Genomic DNA, 21,796 nt, shown 5'->3' with positions numbered 1-21,796 from the left:
TGCCTCGTCACGCGGTATCATAGGAGCAAAAAGAAGGGATGTGTATGTATGAACACTGCATATGGAATCGGGCTTGACATCGGCATTGCCTCCGTAGGCTGGGCAGTTGTAGCCTTAAACGAGGATGCCGAGCCTTATGGCTTGATTCGCTGCGGCTCCCGCGTGTTTGATAAGGCGGAGCAGCCCAAAACCGGTGACAGCCTTGCTGCCTCACGCAGAGAGGCACGCAGCACACGCCGCAGGCTGCGTCGGCGCAGCTTACGGAAGGCGGATCTGTATGCTCTGATGGAAAAAAGCGGTTTACCCGGCAGGGCGGCTGTCGAGGAAGCCGTGCTGGCAGGGCATCTGCCCGATATTTACGCGCTGCGTGCACAGGCTTTGGACGGTCCGGTAACCGCCATGGATTTTGCCAGAATCCTGCTGCACCTGATGCAGCGTCGGGGATTTCGCAGCAACCGCAAGGCGGACGATGCCCAAAAAGACGGAAAGCTGCTGCAAGCCATTGACGCCAACACGCAGCGCATGAAAGACAACCATTACCGAACTGTGGGGGAAATGATGTACCGTGACCCGGCATTTGCCACCCACAAGCGCAACAAAACCGAAAACTATCTTTCCACCGTCAGGCGGGATCAAATTGCATCCGAGGCTGCACAGCTTTTTGCTGCACAGCGCCAATACGGTGCAGCGTGGGCATCCCCGGAAACAGAGGCTGAATACCTGACCATACTGACGCGCCAGCGCTCTTTTGACGAAGGACCGGGCGGCAACAGCCCCTATGGCGGCAATATGATTGAAAAGATGGTCGGCACCTGCACATTGGAGGGCACAGCCGAGCCGCGCGCTGCCAAAGCAACCTGGTCCTTTGAATATTTTACGTTGCTGCAAAAACTCAACCATATTCGCATAGAGGAAGGCGGCAACAGTCATCCCCTGACCCATGCACAACGGCAGGAACTTCTCACCCTGTGCTACCAAACCGACAAACTGGATTTTGCGCGGATTCGCAAGGTGCTGGATTTGCCGCCGCAGGCGCGGTTCAATATGGTGCGCTACCGGGCCGACCAACCGGCGGATGCCTGTGAGAAAAAAGAGAAAATCACCGCCCTGCCCTGCTATCACAAAATGCGCAAGGCGCTGAACACTCTGCGAAAGGATTATATCCTCACGGTGGGTCATGACCGGCTGGACGCCGCCGCAACTGCACTGACCCTATATAAAAGCGAGGATTTGCTGCGGGAAAAGCTGCAGCAGGCGGATTTTGAGCCGCTGGAGATCAACGCGCTGCTGACCCTGCCCAGCTTTTCAAAATTCGGTCATATTTCGGTCAAGGCGTGCCGCAAGCTTATCCCGTATCTGGAGCAGGGAGAAAATTACAATGATGCCTGCCGCGATGCCGGGTATGATTTTCAAGGCAGCGGTCACGGCGAAAAATCCATACTTTTACCTGCTGAAGCGGAGGGATTTTCTGACATTACCAGTCCGGTTGTCCGCCGGGCGGTGGCACAGACCATCAAGGTTGTGAACGCCATCATTCGGGAGCAGGGCGAAAGTCCCGTCAGCATTCATCTGGAACTGGCGCGGGAGATGAGCAAAAGCTTCCAGGAGCGTGCAGACCTGGAAAACGCCATGAAGGAAAACAATGCAGACAACGAGCGCCTGATGCGGGATCTGCACGAGCTTTTCCCCGGGCGCAACATTTCCGGGCAGGATCTTGTAAAGTACCGCCTGTGGAAAGAGCAGGACGGACGTTGCGCCTACTCTTTGCAGCCGTTGGAGTTGCAAAGCGTTATCACGGTTTCCGGCTATGCTGAAGTGGATCACATTGTGCCGTACAGCATCAGCTTTGACGACCGCCGCACCAACAAGGTACTGGTGCTTGCCTCAGAAAATCGTCAAAAGGGCAACCGCCTGCCGCTGCAATATCTGCAGGGTACAAGGCGGGACAACTTTATCGTTTACACAAAAAACAACATAAAGAACTACCGCAAACGCCAAAATCTGGTGAAAGAAAACCTTAGTGCCGAGGACAGCAGCGGGTTTATGCAGCGCAATTTGCAGGATACCCAGTATATCGCCAGCTTTATGCTGAACTATATCCGCGGTCATCTGGCTTTTGCTGCGCATCCTATGGCAGGCAAAAAGCGGGTTGTCGCCGTAAATGGTGCTGTCACTTCGTTTCTGCGCAAGCGCTGGGGTATTGCCAAGGTGCGCGCAGACGGCGATTTACACCACGCGGTGGATGCAGCGGTCATCGCCTGCACGACGGACGGTATGATCCAACGGGTGTCGCGGTTTTATCAGCGGACGGAACTCTCCCACGCACGGGGAGAGCGCTTCCCCGAACCGTGGCCGCGTTTTCGGGATGAATTGATACAGCGCCTGTCGTCCTGCCCGCAGGAAAACCTGCTGACGATCAATCCGGTTTATTATGCCACCGCGGACATAGCGGGTATCAAGCCGGTGTTTGTTTCCCGTATGCCGCGTCACAAGGCAACCGGACCCGCCCACAAGGAAACCATCAAGGGGCGCTTGGACGACACCTATGTGACCCAGCGCCGCAGCATCACCGACTTAAAGCTGAACAAGGACGGCGAAATTGACGGTTACTTTAATCCCAGCAGTGACACCCTGCTCTACAATGCCCTGAAAGAGCGGCTAATCGCCTTTGGCGGAAACGGGAAAAAGGCATTTGCCGAGCCATTCTTCAAGCCCCGCGCAGACGGCACGCCGGGTGCGCAGGTTCGCAAGGTCAAGCTTTACAGCAAGGTCACCAGCACGGTTCCGGTTCACGGCGGAAACGGCGTGGCTGACAACGATACCATGGTGCGGGTCGATGTGTATTATATCCCCGGGGACGGCTACTATTGGGTGCCAATTTATGTGGCGGATACCGTAAAGCCGGTTTTGCCGAACTGTGCTGTTGTTGCTCATAAAAGCTATTCCGAGTGGAAGGAAATGTCCGAGGAAAATTTCCTGTTTTCTCTGTGCAAAAATGATCTGGTCTGCATAGAGGGCAAGCGTCCCATAAAGCTAAAGGCAGCCAACAAGGAAAGCACACTGGAAAGAGATCTGACCGTCCAGCGGGTGCTTGCCTATTTTGAGGGCGGCAACATCTCCACCGGTGCCGTTTCCGTAACCACGCACGATAACGCTTATATTGCCAAAGGTCTGGGCTTCAAGACACTGCAAAAGGTTGAAAAATATCAGGTCGATGTTCTGGGCAATTATACCCGTGTAAAAAAAGAAAAACGCCAGCTTTTCCCCGCCCAACGGAGGTGACGCGTGTCCTACCGCTGCCTTATGGTTGTCAACCCGGCCTGCATCCGATGCCAAAAGGAACAACTGCAATTTTCTGTTTATGCGCGGGTGTGCAACGGAAACGACGCCGTGAAAAAGCACGAGGGACGGCTGCGGGCTTCCCTGCCGCCGAATGGCTCTATACGTCTGCTTGTCGTTACGGAAAAGCAATACCAGTCCATTCAAATTCTTTTGGGAAATTATCAACCGGAGGACGCTCCCTTTGCCTGTGAGCAGCTGAGTTTTTTCTAAACAAAAAGCGCATCGGACCGCAATCCGATGCGCTTTTTGCATAGCCTATTATACCGTACCAAGAGCTATTAGGGAACTATGACTCAAATAGTATTTCTCCGGCACGCCCACCTATTATACCATACCAAGAGCTATTAGGGAACTATGACATCTGCACCAGCAGCGCCTTGCAGTCCCTGATTATACCATACCAAGAGCTATTAGGGAACTATGACCACTTCCACACAATTTTGCGGTGCGAGTTGATTATACCATACCAAGAGCTATTAGGGAACTATGACTACAATAGAAACTACTAAAGCCGCTTAGACATTATACCATACCAAGAGCTATTAGGAAACTATGACTGTGTGGGTGGTTGTGGGGGGAGGTCAGCGCATTGATATTTTTGCAGCTGCAATGCAGCGGCGCAGAAAACTGCCCCATCACCATCGGTGCTTATGGTGAAGGCGGTGCCCCCATCGACAACGACGGACAGGGCATCTGGTATCAGGATTATGGGTGCGCACCGGACTCGCCCACCCATGTGTATCACGGCTGGATTTTCCCCGCCGTGCCGCCGTGCTGCTGTACGATGCCGCCCGGCTCGGCAGCCACATCCATGCTGATCAAGTTCCAGAAATATCTGGTAGAGAGTATTGCCACAGACGGCATTAAGGGTTAAAATAAATAGAAAGAACGTAGGGGCGCATCCTGTATGCGCCCGTGGGGCCGTGCCGTTGGCAGAGCTGCACGGGCGGATAGGAAAACGCCCCTACATTTGTATATAGGGTGATTGCCATGCTTTTGAACAAAAATACCGTTCTCCCCGCCGCACCTGCGGCCAAGCCGGTGCAGTATGCGCTGAAAGCGCTGCGCCGCGATTTTGACCGCGTTTTCAGCGCGACCGAGGCCCCCGGCGGGCGTGTCCTGCTGAATGTAAACGATACGCTGGCCGCAGAGCAGTATGTTCTGACGGCCGGGGCGGACACACTGCTGCTCTCGGCTGCCGATGATCTGGGCTTTGTCTACGGCCTGTTTGAGATCAGCCGCCGGTATCTCGGCGTCCAGCCGTTCTGGTTCTGGAATGACCAGACCCCCGAAGTCCGGGAAGATGCGGCGATAGCGGCCGGCACGGTCGTGGAGTCCAAGCCGTACCGGGTGCGCTACCGCGGCTGGTTTGTCAATGATGAGACGCTGCTCTCCCACTGGAAGGTCGAGCGGCGCAGCGATCTGCCGTTCATCATGGCGTTTGAGGCACTGCTGCGCCTCGGCGGCAACATGGTCATACCCGGCACCGGCAAAAACGGCCTGCTTTACCGCCGGACCGCCGCCGATATGGGTCTTATCATCACCCACCACCACGCCGAGCCTTTGGGTGCCGAGATGTTCGCGCAGGCCTACCCCGATCTGGAGCCGATGTACAGCAAGTACCCGGAGAAATTCCGCGCGCTCTGGCAGGCGGGCATTGATGCGCAGAAGGATATGCGCGTTGTCTGGAACATCGGCTTCCGCGGGCAGGGCGACCGCCCCTTCTGGGACGATGACCCCCAGTACGACACGCCGGAAAAGCGCGGCGCGCTGATTTCTTCCTTAATAAAAGAGCAGTACGATCTGGTCAGGGCCAACGACCCCGAGGCCGTCTGCTGCACAAACCTCTACGGCGAGACGATGGAGCTGTACAAGGATGGCTTTTTGCAGCTGCCCGCCGATGTCATCAAGATCTGGGCGGACAACGGCTTCGGCAAAATGGTCAGCCGCCGTCAGGAAAACAACAACCCCCGTGTACCGGCTCTGCCGGCGCTGGGCGATACAAGCGCCCACGGTATCTACTATCACGCATCCTTCTATGACCTGCAGGCTGCCAGCCACATCACGGCGCTGCCCAACTCGGCAGCCTTTGTGGCGAAGGAGCTGGCCGATGTGCTGGCCCACGGTGCCGATGATTACTGGCTGGTGAACTGCTCGAATGTCAAGCCCCATGCGATGCTGCTGGATCTGATCGCCCGCTGCTGGCGGGACGGCACGGTGGACGCCGGGCAGCAGTGCATTGCCTACACCGCCGCCTACTACGGCCTTTTGTACCGGTGCGAGATCGCACAGTGCCTTGCGGATTATGCACAGTTTGCCGTGCCCTACGGCCCGCATGAGGACGATCATGCCGGTGACCAGTTCTACAACCATGTGCCGCGTATGCTGATTTCGCAGTTTATCCAAGACCGCACCGCCCCCGCCGAGAACCTGCGCTGGCTGTGTGAGCAGCCGACCTTTGCCGGGCAGCTGCAGCACTGCACCGCCGTCTTTGACAAGGCAGTCCAAAGCTATGCAGCCTACCGGCGCGAATGTGAAAAGGTGCTGGCCGAGTTGACCGGCCGCCCGCGCGTGCTGTTTATGGACAGCGTGATGCTGCAGGCGCGGCTCTACGACCTGTGGGCGCAGGGGGCTGCGTTTGTCTGCCGGGCGCTGACCGCCGGCCTTGCCGCCGACTGGCAGCACTGCTTCTACTACGCAGGCTGCGCCAAGCGGCTGTATGTGCAGGCCTACCGCGCCATGCAGGAACGCGAGCATGGCAAATGGGTCGGCTATTATGCCAACGAATGTCAGACCGATGTGCGCCAGAGCGCACAGGTCTGCGGGTATCTCATGGGCTTTGCCCGCACCCTCGGCGAGGGACCGCACTACTACGAGTGGATGCGCGAGTTCGGCGACCCCGAGGACGAGCGCCGCATCATGCTGATCCTGAACACCGAGCCTCACCCCGGCGATGACGACCTCTGGCTGCTGATGGAGCAGCGGTGGGGCTTCTGATGCAGCTGCCCATGTAGGGGCCGGGCATGCCCGGCCCGCAGCTTTCCCGCAAACGCTCGTTTGCCTTTCACTTGCGGGCCGCACATGTGCGGCCCCTACAACTCTGCCGTTAGGTACAAAGGGTTCTCTCCTCATGCTCACCCGCTTCAAAAAACGGTTTCTTGACCTGCCCATTTCGCAGAAATTTGTCAGCATCTTTTCGGTGATGACGCTGTTCAGCTGCGCCCTGATGGTCGCGGCGCTGCATATCGGGCTGTCCGTCTTTGAGGAAAAGCTCTACGAGAAATCGCTGCAGGAGCTGGACTTCTTTGTCCAGCGCGTTGATGATGACCTGCAGCAGATGGATGTGCTGACCCGCAGCATTGCGGTGGATATCACGATCCAAAGCCAACTTGCCCAGCTGACAGCGGCAGACCCAGAGCCCGGCGATGACCGCCGCGCAAAGCTGACCGATGCACTGGACAGCACCCCGGCAGCTTTGTACTGCTGCCGCCCCAAAGTACCGGCATAGAATTATTCCTCCGTTCCCCAGACTTCGATCTGCGTCAGCGCCGGGAACGGCGACGCATCATCGGCCTTTTTCAGTTCAAACAGCTTCAGGCTCTGCACGGTGCGCGGGGCAAGGGCAAACACCTGCGGCGCGGCGGTTTTGGTCAGCTGCAAAACCTCGCGGCTGCCGTCATCAAACGCCACAGTCGCCTGCGTCCAGTAGCTGTCGTGCGGGAAGTCCGCGCGCAGCGTCAGCCGCAGCTCGTCCACCGTGACCGGGCGGCCAAACTCGATGGTCAGCAGATGCGTACATTTTGTTTTTGCAAAAGATGTGGTATCATAAAGACAACACAAGGGGCCGACAAAACAAAGTCCCAATAGGGAAGGAGAAAAATCCAAGGCTGCGCTTGGTGAACGCCTCGCCGTTTTTTGATGCACGAGGCCTGTGCTTATGTATCCAGCCCGTAGGGTACCGGGTGCTTGCCGTAGCGGTTGGCCGGGCTGCCGGTCAGGGTCAGCGTCAGGGTGTTTTCGCCGGGGGTCAAAAGCCCCGCCAGCGGGAATTTGTGCGGCGGCCAGAAGGAGACGCCCGCCGGCTGGTCGTTGACAGTCAGCTCGGCCATCTCCTGCCCGGGCAGGGTCAGCAGCGGCGTGGCGGTCTGCAGCTCCGTTGCTGTGATCTGCAGTGTGGCGCGGTAGGTCTTGGTGAGATGGGCCGCGTCCTCGTCCGCAAGGGTAAAGTCTGGTGCGGCCAGCGACAGATAGGTGGGCGGCAGGGGAAGGGCCTCGCTTTCCCGCGCAGTGCAGGTGAACAGCAGCAGGCTGCCGCGCGCGGGCAGCTCCAGCGGCAGGCAGGCCCCCTTGGCGGTACGCTCGGCCGGGCAGGCGCAGGGCTGGCCGTTCCACAGATCGTACCGGCAAAGCGGAGCATCCACCGGCAGGGTCAGTCGGGTCTTGATGGGGGTGTTGCCCTCGTTGACCAGCAGCCAGCAGGTGCGCCCTTCCTTGCCCGCCACCGAGCAGCCCGCCACAAAAACCGACCCCTGCAGGTTGTACAGCACCTGCAAAAAGACATGCCCGATGGAGTACAGCGCTGAGTTCAGCCCCAGCGGCAGACCGATGCGCACAATCTGGCGCAGGGCTCCGGCATCAAAGCCGCAGGGCAAAACAGGCAGCGCAAGCTCTGTGCAGCGGCGGCGAATGTAAAAAATGCTGCATATCCACGACAAAAACAGTGCAATCGCCGTGGCTGCCGCTACCGCCGCCGCCAACACCGCCTTTGGCGCTGAGCGCTGCAAGGCCCGCTATATGTGGGTGGGCGCAAAGCAGGACAACGCCCACCAGCAAAACGCCGGCGCCTGCCGCACGGCACAGGCTTTTGTGCAGCAGCTTTTGCAGGATACCACCCCGGCACTGGATGTGCTGCGGGCGAATTTCAAATAAATTTTGACAAAAAAGAAGGTTTTGTTTATGAACTACACCGAACCGAAGGTCATTTACACCTGCTTCCCCGGCGGCAAGCATAAGGTGCTGACGATGAGCTATGATGATGGCCGTTTGGAGGACCGCCGCCTTGTCGAGCTGTTCAACCGCTACGGCATCCGGGGCACCTTTAACCTGAACGGCGGCCTGCCCCGCCCCGAGCGCATCCCGGAGAGCGAGTGGGTCGAGCTGTACAAGGGCCATGAGGTCGCCTGTCACACCTACCACCACCCCACCATCTCCCGCAGCCCGCTGGATCAGACCGCACGGCAGGTGCTGGCCGACCGTATGCAGCTTGAGGGCGTCATGGGCTACCCTGTGCGCGGCCTTGCCTACCCCAACGGCAGCTGGACACCGGAGATCGCCGCCCTGCTGCCCGCGCTGGGCATCCGCTACGCCCGCGTTGTGGGCGACACCCACGACTTTGCGATGCCCCACGATTTTATGACATGGAAAGCCACCTGCCACCACACCCACAACCTGCTGGAGGACGGCAAGCGCTTTGTAGAGCTGTACAAGACGCAGTATCTCTACATGATGTATGTCTGGGGCCACAGCTTTGAGTTCCGCACCGAGGAGGACTGGGCATTGATGGAGCAGTTCTGCCAGCTGGTCGGCGGGCGCGAGGACACCTGGTACGCCACCAATATCGAGATCGTGGACTACATGGCCGATGCCGCCCGCCTGCAGTACACCGCCGCGGGCGATAAGGTCTGCAACCCCAACGCCCAGTCCATCTGGGTCGAGGTGGACGGCCGCCACTATGAGATCCCCGCCGGAAAGACAGTGGCGCTGGTATAAGCGGATTCGCAATTTAAAAAGGAGAGAGCAATGGCAAACCTGATTTTTGACAAGGCCCAAATTGAGGCTACCATCGACAAGATCGTGGACCGCACGATGCGGATGGATATGACATGGGACTGGCCCTGCGGTGTTGCCTACTACGGCATCTGCGAGGCGTATGAGGTCACCAAAAACGAACGCTACCTGCAGCTGGTCAAGGACCGCGTGGACGAGTATATTGAGCTGGGCCTGCCGAGCTGGACGGTCAACACCTGCTCAATGGGGCACTGCCTGATCACCCTGTATGAGCATACCGGTGATGAAAAGTATCTGGACATCGCCAAAAGCAAGGTCGAGTATCTGGAAAAGGAGGCACTGCGCTTCGGCAATCATGTTCTGCAGCACACCGTCTCGGTCAACAACGACTTCCCCGAGCAGGCGTGGGCAGACACACTCTTTATGGCGGGCTTCTTCCTGCTGCGGATGGGCGTGCTTTTGAAGGACGAGGCCCTGATCGATGATGCGCTGAACCAGTATTACTGGCACATCAAGTACCTGCAGGACCCTGAGAGCGGGCTGTACTACCACGGCTACAACAACATCACCGGCGACCATATGTCGGGCATCAAGTGGGGGCGCGCCAACGCATGGGCGGCCTACACGATGGCGCAGGTCGGCGTGCGGCTGCCGCAGTGCTACCTCTACCCCAAGTTCTTGGATGTGGTCGGCAGCCTGAACGACCAGCTGGCCGCGCTCAAGCTCTGTCAGACCGAGAACGGCCTGTGGCGCACGATCGTGGACGATGCCACCTCCTATGAGGAGGTCAGCGCGAGCGCCGGCATCGCCGCCGCCATGATCACCAAGGGCAACCCCCTGCACATCAAGTACATCAACAAGGCCATCCCCGGTATGCTGGCCAATGTCAGCCCGGACGGCCGTGTGCTGAATGTCTCGGGCGGCACGGCGGTCATGAAGGACGCCGATGGCTACCGCGGCATCAGCCGCGACTGGATTCAGGGCTGGGGTCAGGGTCTGGCGCTGGCATTCTTCGCCGGTGTGCTGAACTACGACAATGTCCGCTCGGACGGCGCGTTGTAAATTGTCTGACAGGGCAAAAGCCCCCACTGCCATAAGCAGCGGGGGCTTTTGCCTGCATATCGATGTTTTGCCCTTTCTCAATCTAGCCGGAACACCTGCTCCAGCTTGGGCTGGGCACCGGTGACGGGGTCCATTTCCAGCTCCAGAATGTCCTTCATGTAGTCGTTCCAGCGGTCAACGACCGGGCTTTCGGCCTGTACCTTTTCGGCGTAGGCAACACCCTTTTCGCACTCGTAATAGCCGAACAGCTCATCGTTGCAGTAGAAAATGCTGTAATTGCAGATGCCTGCATCCTTCAGCACCTTGACCATCTCGGGCCAGATTTCCGCGTGGCGGCGCTGATATTCTGCCTTGCAGCCGGGCTTGATGCGGCCCTTCCATGCCATATGCTCCATTTGTATACGCTCCTTTTGTTATATAAGCTTTTCCAAATCCAGCTTTGCGCGGCGGCAGTGCTCCAGCTCGGCTACGCTGCCGTCCCATGCCTCGTTCTCACCGACAAAGCGCACCGTGCTGTCCCTGACGGTCAGGCCGTCCACGCAGCGGGCGTACAGCGCCGGGATGGCGTGCGGGTAGATGTGCCGGGCCGAGGGTTGCTCGTCAAACAGGCCGCCGGGCTGGGTGCCGCGGTGCTGCAGCGTCAGGTGCATCTCGCTGATGCGCAGGTCCTGAATTTCGCTGTCCGGCTCGCCGGCCGCAAAGGCGCAGCTTTCACTTGTCAGGTACAAATGGTCAAAGCTGACGCGGCGGATCACGCCTGCCGGGCCGGTCTTGTCCTTGCGCGGCGTGGCGCTGACAAACACCGGCTCGCCCTTGCCCCACCAGCCCGGCGCACCGGGCAGCTGGTAGGAGTCGGCGTAGCGGCGGGTGCAGCCGGTCAGATGGTGGACATGGATGTCCTCCACCGTGCCGCCGTCCCGCACCCAGACGCCCACCGCGCGGGAGCAGTCGTCAATGACGCAGTCGCTCAGCGTCACATTGCGGATCACACCGTGGGTCTCGGTTCCGATTTTCAGCGCAGAATCGCGGGAATGTAAGATGCAGCCCGTGATGGCCACATTCTCGCTTGCACCGTAGCGGCGGGACATCGGCCCGGTGGATTTGACCACGATGGCGTCATCGCCGGTGCGCACGATGCAGTTGGAGATGACGACATCCTGACAGCAATCGGGGTCGATACCGTCATTGTTGGCGCCGCGGTCATCGTTTAAAATCATGATGTTCTGGATACGCACATGCCGGCAGCCTGCCATGTGCAGCGTCCAGAACGCCGCGTCCTGCAGGGTCACATCGCGCACGGTAAAGTTTTCGACTGCTTCAAACAGCATCATGCGCGGGCGGAATGCCTCGCAGAATTTCGGGCATTCGTGGAAGCCGTTGTCCACATCCTTGTCCAAAAACACCTTGTCGCCCTGACCGTAGATCGTGCCCATGCCGCTGATGGTCACATTTTTGGCGTGGCTGGCCCCCAAAAAGAAGCCGCCCTCCCAGCCGTCGGCGGTGTCGTCAGGGTCGGTGCCGTCCCCGCCCTGAGGGAACGGGGTAATATCGGCGGGGTTCAGGCTGCTGATAAGCACCGCGCCGCTCTCCAGATGCAGCTCCACATTGTCCTTCAGCAGCACGGAGCCGCTCAAAAAGCGCCCGGCCGGCACGATAACGCGCCCGCCGCCCGCCGCTGCGGCTGCATCGACCGCCTGTTGGATGGCTGCCGCGCAGTTGGTCACACCGTCTGGCACAGCGCCGTAGCGTAAGATACTGTAGTCCATCGCTCCTGCTCCTTATTTTTTGTCTATGGCAACACCGCACAATTCCCGCCTGACGGCTTAAGCACCGCTCCGGCGGCTGCGGCACGGCATCTGCGTTGCCAAAATGCTCGATAAGACATCCAGTATTATCTGCGCTTTTGGCTTAGCAGCTGCCGCACCTCGCTCGCCGTATCGGCACTTAGAATTATGCGGTATTGCCCTATATTCTTCCTTCAGCATAGCACAGAAGCAGGGGTATGTAAAGTGCAATTATCACAAAGAATACTGCACTATGCCGCATATCTTTTGCTGCCCGGGCATTGTACAATAAAGAATAATCACAAGATAAAGGAGAGGAATGTTATGCCCTGCACACTGCCTGCATCGCTGGCCGATGCCGCCGTCTGCCGCGGCTCCTTTCATGCCGTTTTGGGCGGGGAAGCCGGTGAGGCCGTTTTTGCCGACTTTTCCGCTGCGCTGCAAAAAGCACAGGCGGAGGGGCGGATCCTGACCGCAAGCCTTTTCCGGTATGAAAACCACCTGTTTTTTTATGCCGAGGGGCTGAACCGCCCGTTCACACCGCAGGGGCTTTGCCCCGCGCTGGACGCGGCGCTGCTGCCGTGGCCGCCCGCTCTGGGTGAGGCGGCACCCCGCCCATGGGCCGCCATGCAGCCGTATTTTTACCACGATGTACCCACCACCGCCGCCGACTGGCAGCGGGGCCGCTGCCCGCAGCGCCGCCGCGGGCGCATTGCGCTGCTGCCGCCCGACAGCTGGTGCAGCTATATGGAGCATCACCTGCGTATTGTTACCGAGGGGCTGGTCGAGGGGGACCGCTGGCATCTCATCTGTGTGCAGGAGGGGGTGCTTTTCTCCTACCTTGAGGAGCCGCGCACCAATGTGAACATCAAGCACCGGCCGGGCGCGCACAGCCCCGAGCTGGACGCATGGATCGCCGCCGACCCCGAAAGCCACTTTGCACGCTTTACGCCGGAGCAGAAGGCCCACCCGGACAGCGGCCACAACTTTGTATTTTTGCCCCGCATTGCGGGAACGGAGGACTGAACCATGACTCCCGACCTGAAATGGCTGACTGACCCGACCGTCTTTGCTGTGAACCGGCTGGATGCACACTCGGACCATGTTTGCTACCGCAGCGAGGCGGAGATCCGGTTGGGCGGCAGCTCGCTGCGCCAAAGTCTGGACGGCAGATGGCGCTTTGCCTACAGTGCCTGCCCCGCCGCCCGCCCGGCGGATTTCTACCGCGAGGACGCGGATCTCTCGGCCTTCGGCACGATCTGCGTGCCTGGGCATATCGAGCTGCAGGGCTACGGCCAGATCCAGTACACCAACACCATCTACCCGTGGGACGGCCGCAGTTATCTGCGCCCGCCGCAGATCGACTGGGACGACACCCCCGTCGGCAGCTATCTGCGGGAGTTCGATCTCGATGAGGGGCTGCGCGGGCAGCGCGTCTGCGTCAGCTTTCAGGGTGCCGAGCAGGCACTGTATGTCTGGTGCAACGGCCATTTCGTCGGCTATGCCGAGGACAGCTTTACCCCCTCGGAATTTGACCTGACGCCGTATATCAGGCAGACCGGCAACCGCCTGTGCGTTGAGGTGTACAAGCACAGCAGTGCCTCGTGGCTGGAGGATCAGGACTTTTTCCGCTTCTCGGGCCTGTTCCGCTCGGTCTATCTCTACGCCAAGCCCAAGGTGCATATCCGTGATATCTGGCTCAAGGCGGAGCTGGCCGAGGGCAACACCACCGGCCTTCTGACCCCCATCGTCAAGCTGGACGGCGAGACGGACGGCGCGCGGGTACACCTGCGCCTGACCGATGGCGAGGAGTTCGCCCTCTTTGATGAGGACATTGACGGCAGCACCATCGAGCTGAGCGCCATCCACCCGTGGAGCCATGAGACGCCGGTGCTGTACCATGCCGTGCTGACCCTGTATGACGCCGACGGCGCCGTGCAGGAGGTCGTGCCCTACGACATCGGCTTCCGCCGCTTTGAGATGAAGGACGGCATCATGTGCTTAAACGGCAGCCGCATCATCTTCAACGGTGTCAACCGCCATGAGTGGAATGCCGAGAAGGGCCGCGCCATTGACGAGAGTGATATGCACGCTGCGATGGCCGTCTTTAAGCGCAACAACATCAACGCTGTGCGTACCTGCCACTACCCCAACCAGAGCCGGTGGTATGACCTCTGCGATAAAAACGGCATCTATATGATGGACGAGACCAACCTTGAAAGCCACGGCAGCTGGCAGAAGCTGGGCGTGGTGGAGCCGAGCTGGAATGTCCCCGGCAGCCTGCCTGAATGGCGGGACTGCGTGGTCGATCGCGCGCGCAGCATGTTTGAACGCGACAAAAACCACGCGGCAGTGCTGATCTGGTCCTGCGGCAACGAGAGCTATGCCGGCGAGGATATCCGCGCGATGGCGGCGTTTTTCCGGGAAAACGATCCCGGCCGCCTTGTGCATTACGAGGGCGTGTTCCAGTGCCGCGCGTTTGACGACATCAGCGATATGGAAAGCCGGATGTACGCCAGCCCCGCCTCCATCAGGGAGTATCTGGACGCCGACCCTCAGAAGCCGTTTATCCTCTGTGAGTATATGCACGACATGGGCAACTCGCTCGGCGGGATGGAAAGCTACATTGCGCTGATCGACCGGTACGAAAAGTATCAGGGCGGTTTCATCTGGGACTACATGGATCAGGCGCTCTGGCATACCGATGCAATGGGCCGCCGCGTGCTGGGCTACGGCGGAGATTTTAACGAGCGCACGACCGATTACAACTTCAGCGGCAACGGCATCGTCTATGCGGACGGCACCGAAAAGCCTGCCATGCAGGAGGTCCGCTACTGGTATGACACCCCCGCGCGCCGCGCCGCGCACGATGCGCGCAACAGGCTGGCTGCAGAGCGCAGCGCCGCCGCGCTGGCCGCTGCATGGCAAAAGCGCCCCGCACACCCCCTGACGGTGGTCGAGGGTGACGGCAACATCGGCGTCAAGGGCAACGGGTTTGAGGTGCTGTTCTCCATTGCGGAGCAGGGCCCGATCTCGCTGCGCAGGGACGGGACCGAATGGCTGTGGCGCGCCCCGCGCCCGGCGTTCTGGCGTGCCTCCACCGACAATGACCGCGGCTGCAGCTTTCCGCAGCGGGCCTCTGTCTGGATGGGTGCCGATGTCTTTGTGCAGAGAATGGGCTTTACCGTGCAGGAAAAATCCGAGCAGCGCGTGCGGGTGCAGTACCGCTTCGGCGTGCCCGGCGTGCCCGGCGCCCTTGTCGAGATGACCTACACGGTCGAGGCACAGGGGGCTTTGCAGGTCGAGGCCGTCTACCATGCAGTGCCCGGCGCGCCCGATCTGCCCTGCTTCGGCGTCAAGTTTGAGACGACCGCCCCCGTGGTCCGCACCTGCTGGACGGGCCTTTCGGGCGAGACCTACCCCGACCGCTATAAGGGCGGTGTGTTCGGCTGCCATGCGGAGACCCCGCACATTGAGCCGGCGCTGGTGCCGCAGGATTGCGGCCTGCACATGTACACCCAGCAGGTGTGCCTGCAGCTGGCCAACGGCAAGACCCTGACGATCGAGCAGACCGGCGAGGCGTTTGCCTTCAGCGCGCTGCCCAACACGGCGCAGCAGATCGAAGCCGCGCAGCACCTCTGCGAGCTGCCCGAAACCGGCCGCACCAGCATTACGGTGCTGGGCGCCGCGCGCGGTGTAGGCGGCATTGACAGCTGGTGCACTGATGTGGAGGAGCCCTACCGCCTGAGCGGCGAGTGCGACCGCAGCGTGAGCTTCCGCATCGTGCTGTAAAAGATGAAATAAAAAGGCTCGTTGAAGCGCTGCTTCAACGAGCCTTTTTTGAGCAGGTCAAAAAATCACATTTTTGACCTGCTGAATGTGTAGGGGCGGCCATTGGCCGCCCGCCAACTTGGCGAGCATTGCGCGCCTTTACAAATTGCCCGGAGGGGCTTTGCGGGCGGCGGTTTTGCGGTATTCGTTGGGGCTGATGTCCTCGACCTTGCGGAAACACTTGGAAAAGTAGGCCAGCGAGCGGAAGCCGATCTGCTCGGCGATCTGGGTCAGACTGAAATCGGTGCTGGTCAGCAGGGCTTTTGCCTCGGTGATGCGGCGCTTCATCAGGTAGTCGATGGGGGAGGCGCCGTACTCCCGCTTGAAGGAGTGGGAGAGGTAATATTTGTTGACATGCGCGATCTCGGCCAGCGAGTCGAGCGTGATGGTGCGGCTGTAGTTTTCGTCAATGTAGCGCTTGGCGGCGGCGCACTCCTTGCTTTCGGCCGGCGGGGTGCTGACCCGCAGCGAGAGCGAGGCCGTGCGCACGAGCTTGACAAGCAGCACCTCGGTCAGGTCCTGGCAGACCATCTCGCAGCCGTCCTCGCGCGCGTCGATCTCACGCAGCAGCATCTTGGTCAGGCCGAGCATATCCTCGCGCATGGCACCGCACTTGACCATCGTGTAGCCCTGATCCCGCTGGTTGAAAAGGATCTCAACCCCCTCGATGCCGAGCACGATATACTCGAGCGGACAGGCCTGATAGCTTAACTCGGTGTGCAGCGTGCGGGGGTTTACGATGACCATGTCATCGGGGGCGACATCGAGCATTTTGCCCTCGACATTGAACTGGCCGCGCCCGTCCACGCAGTAGAAAACCTCGGTGCAGGAGTGGGTGTGCGGCACCGAGTTCCAGTCGCCGCCGAAGCGGCTTTTGCTGACATACATCAGCCGGATGGCCTCCCGCGGGGGAACATCCATGTTCAGCTCATACCGTGTGTTCATGGAAAATACCGCCTTTTCTGAAACGATGACAAAATGGTGAAAACCCTGCGCGCAAGATAAAACAAAAACAAAACAAGATGCGACAAACAAAAGCGACGGCAGGAGGATGATTTTTCTGCTATTATAGCGCAGATGGCGCAATATTGCAACGCTGTTTTGTTAAAAAAACAGCGTTGTTGCTCAATTTTGCGCTTTAGCACACTAAACAGACGGTGAAAACAGCAGATTGCACAAGAAAATGGGTCGGCTTTTGTACAATATTTTTGTCGTGGCAGAATGTTGCCTGCAAAACAGACAAGCATAGCAAGATAGTGCAAATGCGCAACAAGAAATGGTCTGTTCAAGTCCGCAAGAAACCGGTATGATGTTGTCAATGAAACATGGTCTGCCTACGGCGGACCGGAAAGGGACGGGAATATGGAGCAGCTTGGAAGATTGACACTTCCCACAGACGCAGATGTGGTGGAGGAGACCCTGCGGCTGAAAAATCTGTTGGGCGCGGATGCGCTGCGCGACTGCGACGGCACCGAAATGCCGCAGGAATTGCTGACGGACCCCGCCAAAAAGTACGCTACCTATTATACGACCCGCAAGGATAACGCCTGGGCCGAGGCAAACCCCGATGAGGTCCAGCAGGAGTATCTCATCAGCGACCGCCACACGGCGCGCGGCACAAAGCTGCGCATCCATTTGATGGACGGCTTCCACACCCAGCAGCTCAAGGTCAACACGCTGGACGACCCCAAGCGCTGGTGGGAGGTCATCGACCGCACGACCGGTGAGGTCGTACCCACCGACAAGTGGTTCTTTGACGAGCCGACCGGTGAGGTTGAGATCGAAACCGTCCCCTACCACGAGTATACAGTCAGCTTTCTGGCGTTTTTGATCTGGGACCCCGTACACATGTACAACTTCCTGACCAACGACTGGAAGGACACGCCGCACCAGCTGACCTACGATGTGCGCCAGCCCAAGACGCAGGCGTATGTAAAAGAAAAGCTGCGCCGCTGGTGCGAGGCCAACCCCCATATTGATGTGGTGCGGTTCACGACCTTCTTCCACCAGTTCACGCTGACCTTTGACGACCAGAAACGCGAGAAATTCGTCGAGTGGTTCGGCTACAGCGCCAGCGTCAGCCCCTACATTCTGGAAAAGTTCGAGAAGTGGGCCGGCTACAAGTTCCGCCCTGAGTTCATTGTGGATCAGGGCTACCACAACACGATGTTCCGCGTGCCGAGCAAGGAATTCCGCGACTTTATCGAGTTCCAGCAGCAGGAAGTCTGCAAGCTGGCCAAGGAGATGGTCGACATCGTCCACTCCTACGGCAAGGAAGCGATGATGTTCCTTGGCGATCACTGGATCGGCACCGAGCCCTACGGCAAGTATTTCGCCTCCATCGGGCTGGACGCTGTGGTCGGCTCGGTCGGCAGCGGCGTTACGCTGCGGATGATCTCCGACATCAAGGGCGTCAGGTACACCGAGGGCCGTCTGCTGCCCTACTTCTTCCCCGATGTGTTCACCGAGGGCGGCGACCCGATCGGTGAGGCCCGCACCAACTGGATGAAGGCCCGCCGCGCCATCCTGCGCAGCCCGCTGGACCGCATCGGCTACGGCGGCTACCTCAAGCTTGCCAGCAACTGGCCCGGCTTTATTGACGAGATCCAGAATGTGGTCAGCGAGTTCCGCCAGATCCACGAAAATATGCAGGGCACAAAGTCCTATGTTGCGCCGTTCAAGGTGGCCATCCTCAACTGCTGGGGCGGCCTGCGCAAGTGGATGAGCAATCAGGTCCACCACTCTATCTACCACCGCGAGACCTACTCCGCCGAGGGGGTTCTCGAATGTCTGAGCGGTATGCCGTTCGATGTTGAGTTCATCGACTTCAATGACATCCGCAACGGCATCCCTGAGGACATCGGCGTCATCATCAACGTCGGCGATGCGTACACAGCCTTCAGCGGTGCCGAAAACTGGATCGACGAAAAGGTCGTGACCGCCATCCGCAAATTTGTGGACGAAGGCGGCGGCTTCATCGGCGTGGGTGAGCCCACCGCCTGCCAGCATCAGGGGCGGTACTTCCAGCTGTCCGATGTGATGGGTGTGGACCGCGAGATGGGCTTCTCGTTAAGCACCGACAAATACAACACCTGCGACCCGCACCACTTTATCTTGGAGGATATTGACACCGCCGTTGATTTCGGCGAGGGCACGAGCCGCATCTACGCGCAGGGCAAGCACTACCAGATACTGGCGCAGGACGGCGAGTACAGCCAGCTTGTTGTGAACGAGTACGGCAAGGGCCACAGCGTCTACTTTGCCGGGCTGCCCTACTCCCCGCAGAACTGCCGCATTTTGCTGCGCGCCATCTACTACGCCGCCGGTATGCCGGAGGAGATGAAGCACTATTATGTGACCAATGTGGACACGGAGGTCACGGTCTTCCCCGAAACGAAGCGCATCGCGGTCATCAACAATGCAGATGCCGAGGAAAAGACAGACCTGTACATCAAGGGGCATCTGATTGACAGCCTGACGCTGGCCCCGCGCGAGATGCGCTGGGTAGACGATGCCGAATAACACCCGATAATTTATGCCCCGCCGTGGGACATACGTTATACAGCCAAAGAATGGAGAAACATTTTTAAGGAGGAAACCCCCATGAAAAAGAAGAATGCAGCAGCCCTTATGGCGGCAGCTATGGCAGCATCCCTGCTGGTCGGCTGCGGCGGCGGTGCCGCTAGCAGCGAAGCCACCTCTGCCGCTGAGAGCAAGCCCGCCGAGTCCACCGCAGAATCCACTGCCGCCGACACCACCGCTGACGGCGATGAGACCCTGACCGTATGGGCATGGGACCCGAACTTCAACATCTATGCGCTGAAGCAGGCTGAGGCCATCTACCAGAAGGATCACCCCAACTTCAAGCTGAACATTGAGGAGAACGTCTACAACGACATCGAGACCAAGCTGATCACCGCTGCCACCAGCGAGGACTACAGCACCCTGCCCGACATCTTCCTGATGCAGGACTACTCCTTCCACAAGATGGTCGCCAACTTCCCCGGTATCTACACCGACCTGACCGACTCCGGCTTGGATTGGGACAAGTTCTCCGGCGGCAAGCTGGCTGATTCTACCGTCGATGGCCACCACTACGGTCTGCCCTTCGACAACGGCGCTTCCGTCATGGCGGTTCGTTCCGATATGATCGAGAATGCCGGTCTGACCGTCGACGACTTCAAGGATCTGACCTGGAGCGAGTTCGAGGAGAAGGCGCAGAAGGTTGTGGACGCCAACGGCGTGCCGATGCTGACCTCCTCCGGCGGTTCCGAACTGATCATCGAGATGATGCAGTCTGCCGGTGCCTCCCCCGTGGTGGACGGCGAGGTCAAGATCGCCGACAATGCCGCGCTGAAAGAGTCCCTGACCGTCTACAAGGACATGGTCGACAAGGGCATTCTGGCCGAGTACACCGACTGGGACCAGTACATTGCTTCCATGAATGACGGCAAGGCTGCCGGCGTCATCAACGGCTGCTGGATCATGTCCAGCGTGCAGGCTGCCGCGGATCAGTCCGGCAAGTGGGCTATCGTGAATATGCCCAAGCTGGACGGCATCGACGGTGCCACCAACTACGCAAACTGCGGCGGCGCAAGCTGGGCCGTTTCCTCCAACTGCAAGAACACCGAGCTGGCCTTCGACTTCCTGAAGAGCACCTTCGGTTCCAGCGTCGAGCTGTATGACGATCTGCTGCCCAACGCCGGTGCCATCGCCAGCTACCTGCCCGCTGCCGAGAGCGACGTCTACAACCAGCCCTCCGAGTTCTACGGCGGCCAGACCGTTTACAAGGACATCGTCAACTTCGCCGGTCAGGTTCCCGCATTCGACTGCGGCGCTTACTACTCTGACGTGCGCAGTGCCCTGACCGATGCCGTCACCAACATCGTCCAGAACAACGCCGACATTGACAGCGAGATGCAGAACGCTCAGGATACCGTGGAGTTCAATATCGCTGGCTAAGCAAAACATGACACACACTGTGTCCGGTTACAACTGAGAATTTGCCAAGGGCACGGTTTGCATCTGATACGTCCGCTGCAAGCCGCGCCCTTGCTTTTGTGGCAAAATAGGAGACACTACGATGAAGAAAAAAGGACTTGATATGGAGCAAAAACGCAACCTGATCGGCTGGGCGTTTCTGCTGCCTGCTACGATCCTGATATTTATATTCTGCTTCTATCCCATGGTACAGGCGCTGATCCTCTCGTTCCAGAAGGGTATGGGCAGCAATGTACAGCCCGCGGGTTTTGCAAACTACGCGCGCATTTTAAAGGACGCCACCTTCCAGCAGTGCCTGTTCAACACGGTATTTTACTTTGTGATCCAGGTGCCCATCATGCTGATTCTGGCGCTGATTTTGGCGCAGCTGCTCAACAGCCCTGATCTGAAGGGCAAGGGCATCTACCGCACCATGATCTTCCTGCCGTGTGCAACCTCGCTGGTTTCCTACTCCATGATCTTCAAGTCGCTGTTTGCCAACGACGGCCTTGTCAACCGGATGCTGTCCACCGTGGGCATTCCCACAGTGGATTGGTTCCAGAACGCATGGGCGGCGCGCTGGGTCATCGTCATTGCGCTGGTCTGGCGCTGGACGGGCTACAACATGGTGTTCTATCTGGCCGGCCTGCAGAACATTGATTACTCGATCTATGAGGCGGCCCGCATTGACGGTGCCTCCCCGCTGCAGCAGTTCATCCACCTGACGATCCCCCTGCTCAAGCCGACGATTCTGCTGACCGCCATCATGTCCACCTCCGGCACGCTGCAGCTGTTTGACGAGTCGGTCAACCTGACGGCGGGCGGCCCCGGCAAGGCGACCATGACGCTGACGCATTATATCTACAATATCTCCTTTGTGGAGACGCCCAAGTTCAACTATGCGGCGGCCCTGTCGGTGTTTATCCTGATTGTAGTGGCCGTGCTGTCCGCGATCCAGATGAAAGTAGGTGACAAGCGTGACTAAGGGCAAAAAGATTCTGACCCACGCC

The 21,796-nt window shown here is 59.1% G+C and carries 18 protein-coding genes and 1 CRISPR repeat array; of the genes, 13 read left to right on the top strand and 5 right to left on the bottom strand.

The genetic code is table 11. The features are described from left to right. Positions 1–48: 48 nt before the first annotated feature. From cas9 to OGM67_10905, 5 genes are all read left to right on the top strand, one after another. Entirely contained in the window at positions 49–3,282 is a 3,234-nt protein-coding gene (gene cas9, locus OGM67_10925) for a type II CRISPR RNA-guided endonuclease Cas9 (GenBank protein ID UYJ34090.1), read from the top strand. 3 nt (positions 3,283–3,285) lie between these two features. Beyond that, positions 3,286–3,552: a CRISPR-associated endonuclease Cas2 gene (cas2, locus tag OGM67_10920; protein UYJ34089.1), complete on the top strand. Its 267-nt coding sequence runs from the start codon at positions 3,286–3,288 to the stop codon at positions 3,550–3,552. Positions 3,553–3,599: 47 nt separating this feature from the next. Beyond that, a CRISPR array of direct repeats spans positions 3,600–3,899; the repeat unit is 36 nt; unit sequence ATTATACCATACCAAGAGCTATTAGGGAACTATGAC. 32 nt (positions 3,900–3,931) lie between these two features. Then, on the top strand, positions 3,932–4,216 hold the full coding sequence (locus tag OGM67_10915) for a hypothetical protein (GenBank protein UYJ34088.1): 285 nt from the start codon (positions 3,932–3,934) through the stop codon (positions 4,214–4,216). Positions 4,217–4,332: 116 nt separating this feature from the next. Next, entirely contained in the window at positions 4,333–6,339 is a 2,007-nt protein-coding gene (locus tag OGM67_10910; protein UYJ34087.1) for a glycosyl hydrolase 115 family protein, read from the top strand. A gap of 133 nt (positions 6,340–6,472) precedes the next feature. Beyond that, positions 6,473–6,850 (top strand): hypothetical protein, encoded by a 378-nt coding sequence (locus tag OGM67_10905; GenBank protein UYJ34086.1) that lies wholly within the window; start codon positions 6,473–6,475, stop codon positions 6,848–6,850. Between the two features lie 2 nt (positions 6,851–6,852). Here OGM67_10905 and OGM67_10900 read toward each other — a convergent pair whose 3' ends face one another. Both OGM67_10900 and OGM67_10895 read right to left on the bottom strand, forming a co-directional pair. Next, positions 6,853–7,182, bottom strand: coding sequence for a hypothetical protein (locus OGM67_10900; protein ID UYJ34085.1), 330 nt, complete (start codon positions 7,180–7,182; stop codon positions 6,853–6,855). Between the two features lie 95 nt (positions 7,183–7,277). Next, a complete protein-coding gene (locus tag OGM67_10895) occupies positions 7,278–8,057 on the bottom strand; it encodes a hypothetical protein (GenBank protein UYJ34084.1) in 780 nt (259 codons plus the stop codon). Here OGM67_10895 and OGM67_10890 point away from each other — a divergent pair. From OGM67_10890 to OGM67_10880, 3 genes are read left to right on the top strand one after another with little or no spacing between them, the layout of a single operon-like run. Continuing rightward, the gene (locus tag OGM67_10890; protein ID UYJ34083.1) at positions 8,038–8,271 is read left to right on the top strand and encodes a hypothetical protein; all 234 of its coding nucleotides are present in this window, start codon (positions 8,038–8,040) and stop codon (positions 8,269–8,271) included. The two genes, OGM67_10895 and OGM67_10890, sit on opposite strands and share 20 nt — an antisense overlap. A gap of 27 nt (positions 8,272–8,298) precedes the next feature. After that, positions 8,299–9,111, top strand: coding sequence for a polysaccharide deacetylase family protein (locus OGM67_10885; protein UYJ34082.1), 813 nt, complete (start codon positions 8,299–8,301; stop codon positions 9,109–9,111). A 30-nt stretch (positions 9,112–9,141) separates the two neighbouring features. Continuing rightward, positions 9,142–10,191, top strand: coding sequence for a glycoside hydrolase family 88 protein (locus OGM67_10880; protein ID UYJ34081.1), 1,050 nt, complete (start codon positions 9,142–9,144; stop codon positions 10,189–10,191). Positions 10,192–10,268: 77 nt separating this feature from the next. On the opposite strand, the gene OGM67_10875 is transcribed toward OGM67_10880, so the two are convergent. After that, a complete protein-coding gene (locus tag OGM67_10875) occupies positions 10,269–10,586 on the bottom strand; it encodes an L-rhamnose mutarotase (GenBank protein ID UYJ34080.1) in 318 nt (105 codons plus the stop codon). A gap of 18 nt (positions 10,587–10,604) precedes the next feature. After that, entirely contained in the window at positions 10,605–11,957 is a 1,353-nt protein-coding gene (locus OGM67_10870; protein UYJ34079.1) for a glycosyl hydrolase family 28 protein, read from the bottom strand. Between the two features lie 342 nt (positions 11,958–12,299). Between OGM67_10870 and OGM67_10865 the strand changes: the two genes are divergently transcribed. Together OGM67_10865 and OGM67_10860 are read left to right on the top strand one after the other, a co-directional pair. Beyond that, positions 12,300–13,001 carry a hypothetical protein gene (locus tag OGM67_10865; protein UYJ34078.1) on the top strand — a complete coding sequence of 234 codons (702 nt, stop codon included), beginning with the start codon at positions 12,300–12,302 and terminating at the stop codon, positions 12,999–13,001. 3 nt (positions 13,002–13,004) lie between these two features. Further along, positions 13,005–15,767, top strand: a complete 2,763-nt coding sequence (locus OGM67_10860; GenBank protein ID UYJ34077.1) for a beta-galactosidase — start codon at positions 13,005–13,007, stop codon at positions 15,765–15,767. 138 nt (positions 15,768–15,905) lie between these two features. On the opposite strand, the gene OGM67_10855 is transcribed toward OGM67_10860, so the two are convergent. Further along, positions 15,906–16,751, bottom strand: a complete 846-nt coding sequence (locus tag OGM67_10855; GenBank protein UYJ34076.1) for an AraC family transcriptional regulator — start codon at positions 16,749–16,751, stop codon at positions 15,906–15,908. A 417-nt stretch (positions 16,752–17,168) separates the two neighbouring features. On the opposite strand from OGM67_10855, the gene gnpA reads away from it, so the two are divergent. The 3 genes from gnpA to OGM67_10840 all read left to right on the top strand — a co-directional run bounded on the left by gnpA (position 17,169) and on the right by OGM67_10840 (position 21,771). Continuing rightward, on the top strand, positions 17,169–19,328 hold the full coding sequence (gnpA, locus tag OGM67_10850) for a 1,3-beta-galactosyl-N-acetylhexosamine phosphorylase (protein UYJ34075.1): 2,160 nt from the start codon (positions 17,169–17,171) through the stop codon (positions 19,326–19,328). Between the two features lie 81 nt (positions 19,329–19,409). Beyond that, positions 19,410–20,768 (top strand): extracellular solute-binding protein, encoded by a 1,359-nt coding sequence (locus OGM67_10845; GenBank protein UYJ34074.1) that lies wholly within the window; start codon positions 19,410–19,412, stop codon positions 20,766–20,768. A gap of 121 nt (positions 20,769–20,889) precedes the next feature. Continuing rightward, positions 20,890–21,771 (top strand): sugar ABC transporter permease, encoded by an 882-nt coding sequence (locus OGM67_10840; protein ID UYJ34073.1) that lies wholly within the window; start codon positions 20,890–20,892, stop codon positions 21,769–21,771. Positions 21,772–21,796 lie beyond the last annotated feature (25 nt).

Source organism: Oscillospiraceae bacterium (genome assembly GCA_025757985.1).
In the GTDB taxonomy this organism is placed as follows: Bacteria; Bacillota; Clostridia; order Oscillospirales; family Ruminococcaceae; genus Gemmiger.
The sequence above is the reverse complement of the archived record's forward strand: the minus strand, read 5'-3'. Positions and strand labels throughout refer to the sequence as shown.

What these genes read in the sequence shown, in the direction of transcription:
- OGM67_10845 (UYJ34074.1), top strand. Translation starts at nt 19,410, where the DNA reads ATGAAAAAGAAGAATGCAGCAGCCCTTATGGCGGCAGCTATGGCAGCA.
- OGM67_10875 (UYJ34080.1), bottom strand. Translation starts at nt 10,586, where the DNA reads ATGGAGCATATGGCATGGAAGGGCCGCATCAAGCCCGGCTGCAAGGCA.
- OGM67_10870 (UYJ34079.1), bottom strand. Translation starts at nt 11,957, where the DNA reads ATGGACTACAGTATCTTACGCTACGGCGCTGTGCCAGACGGTGTGACC.
- OGM67_10865 (UYJ34078.1), top strand. Translation starts at nt 12,300, where the DNA reads ATGCCCTGCACACTGCCTGCATCGCTGGCCGATGCCGCCGTCTGCCGC.
- OGM67_10905 (UYJ34086.1), top strand. Translation starts at nt 6,473, where the DNA reads ATGCTCACCCGCTTCAAAAAACGGTTTCTTGACCTGCCCATTTCGCAG.
- OGM67_10860 (UYJ34077.1), top strand. Translation starts at nt 13,005, where the DNA reads ATGACTCCCGACCTGAAATGGCTGACTGACCCGACCGTCTTTGCTGTG.
- OGM67_10855 (UYJ34076.1), bottom strand. Translation starts at nt 16,751, where the DNA reads ATGAACACACGGTATGAGCTGAACATGGATGTTCCCCCGCGGGAGGCC.
- gnpA (UYJ34075.1), top strand. Translation starts at nt 17,169, where the DNA reads ATGGAGCAGCTTGGAAGATTGACACTTCCCACAGACGCAGATGTGGTG.
- OGM67_10890 (UYJ34083.1), top strand. Translation starts at nt 8,038, where the DNA reads ATGCTGCATATCCACGACAAAAACAGTGCAATCGCCGTGGCTGCCGCT.
- OGM67_10840 (UYJ34073.1), top strand. Translation starts at nt 20,890, where the DNA reads ATGAAGAAAAAAGGACTTGATATGGAGCAAAAACGCAACCTGATCGGC.
- cas9 (UYJ34090.1), top strand. Translation starts at nt 49, where the DNA reads ATGAACACTGCATATGGAATCGGGCTTGACATCGGCATTGCCTCCGTA.
- OGM67_10880 (UYJ34081.1), top strand. Translation starts at nt 9,142, where the DNA reads ATGGCAAACCTGATTTTTGACAAGGCCCAAATTGAGGCTACCATCGAC.
- OGM67_10910 (UYJ34087.1), top strand. Translation starts at nt 4,333, where the DNA reads ATGCTTTTGAACAAAAATACCGTTCTCCCCGCCGCACCTGCGGCCAAG.
- OGM67_10885 (UYJ34082.1), top strand. Translation starts at nt 8,299, where the DNA reads ATGAACTACACCGAACCGAAGGTCATTTACACCTGCTTCCCCGGCGGC.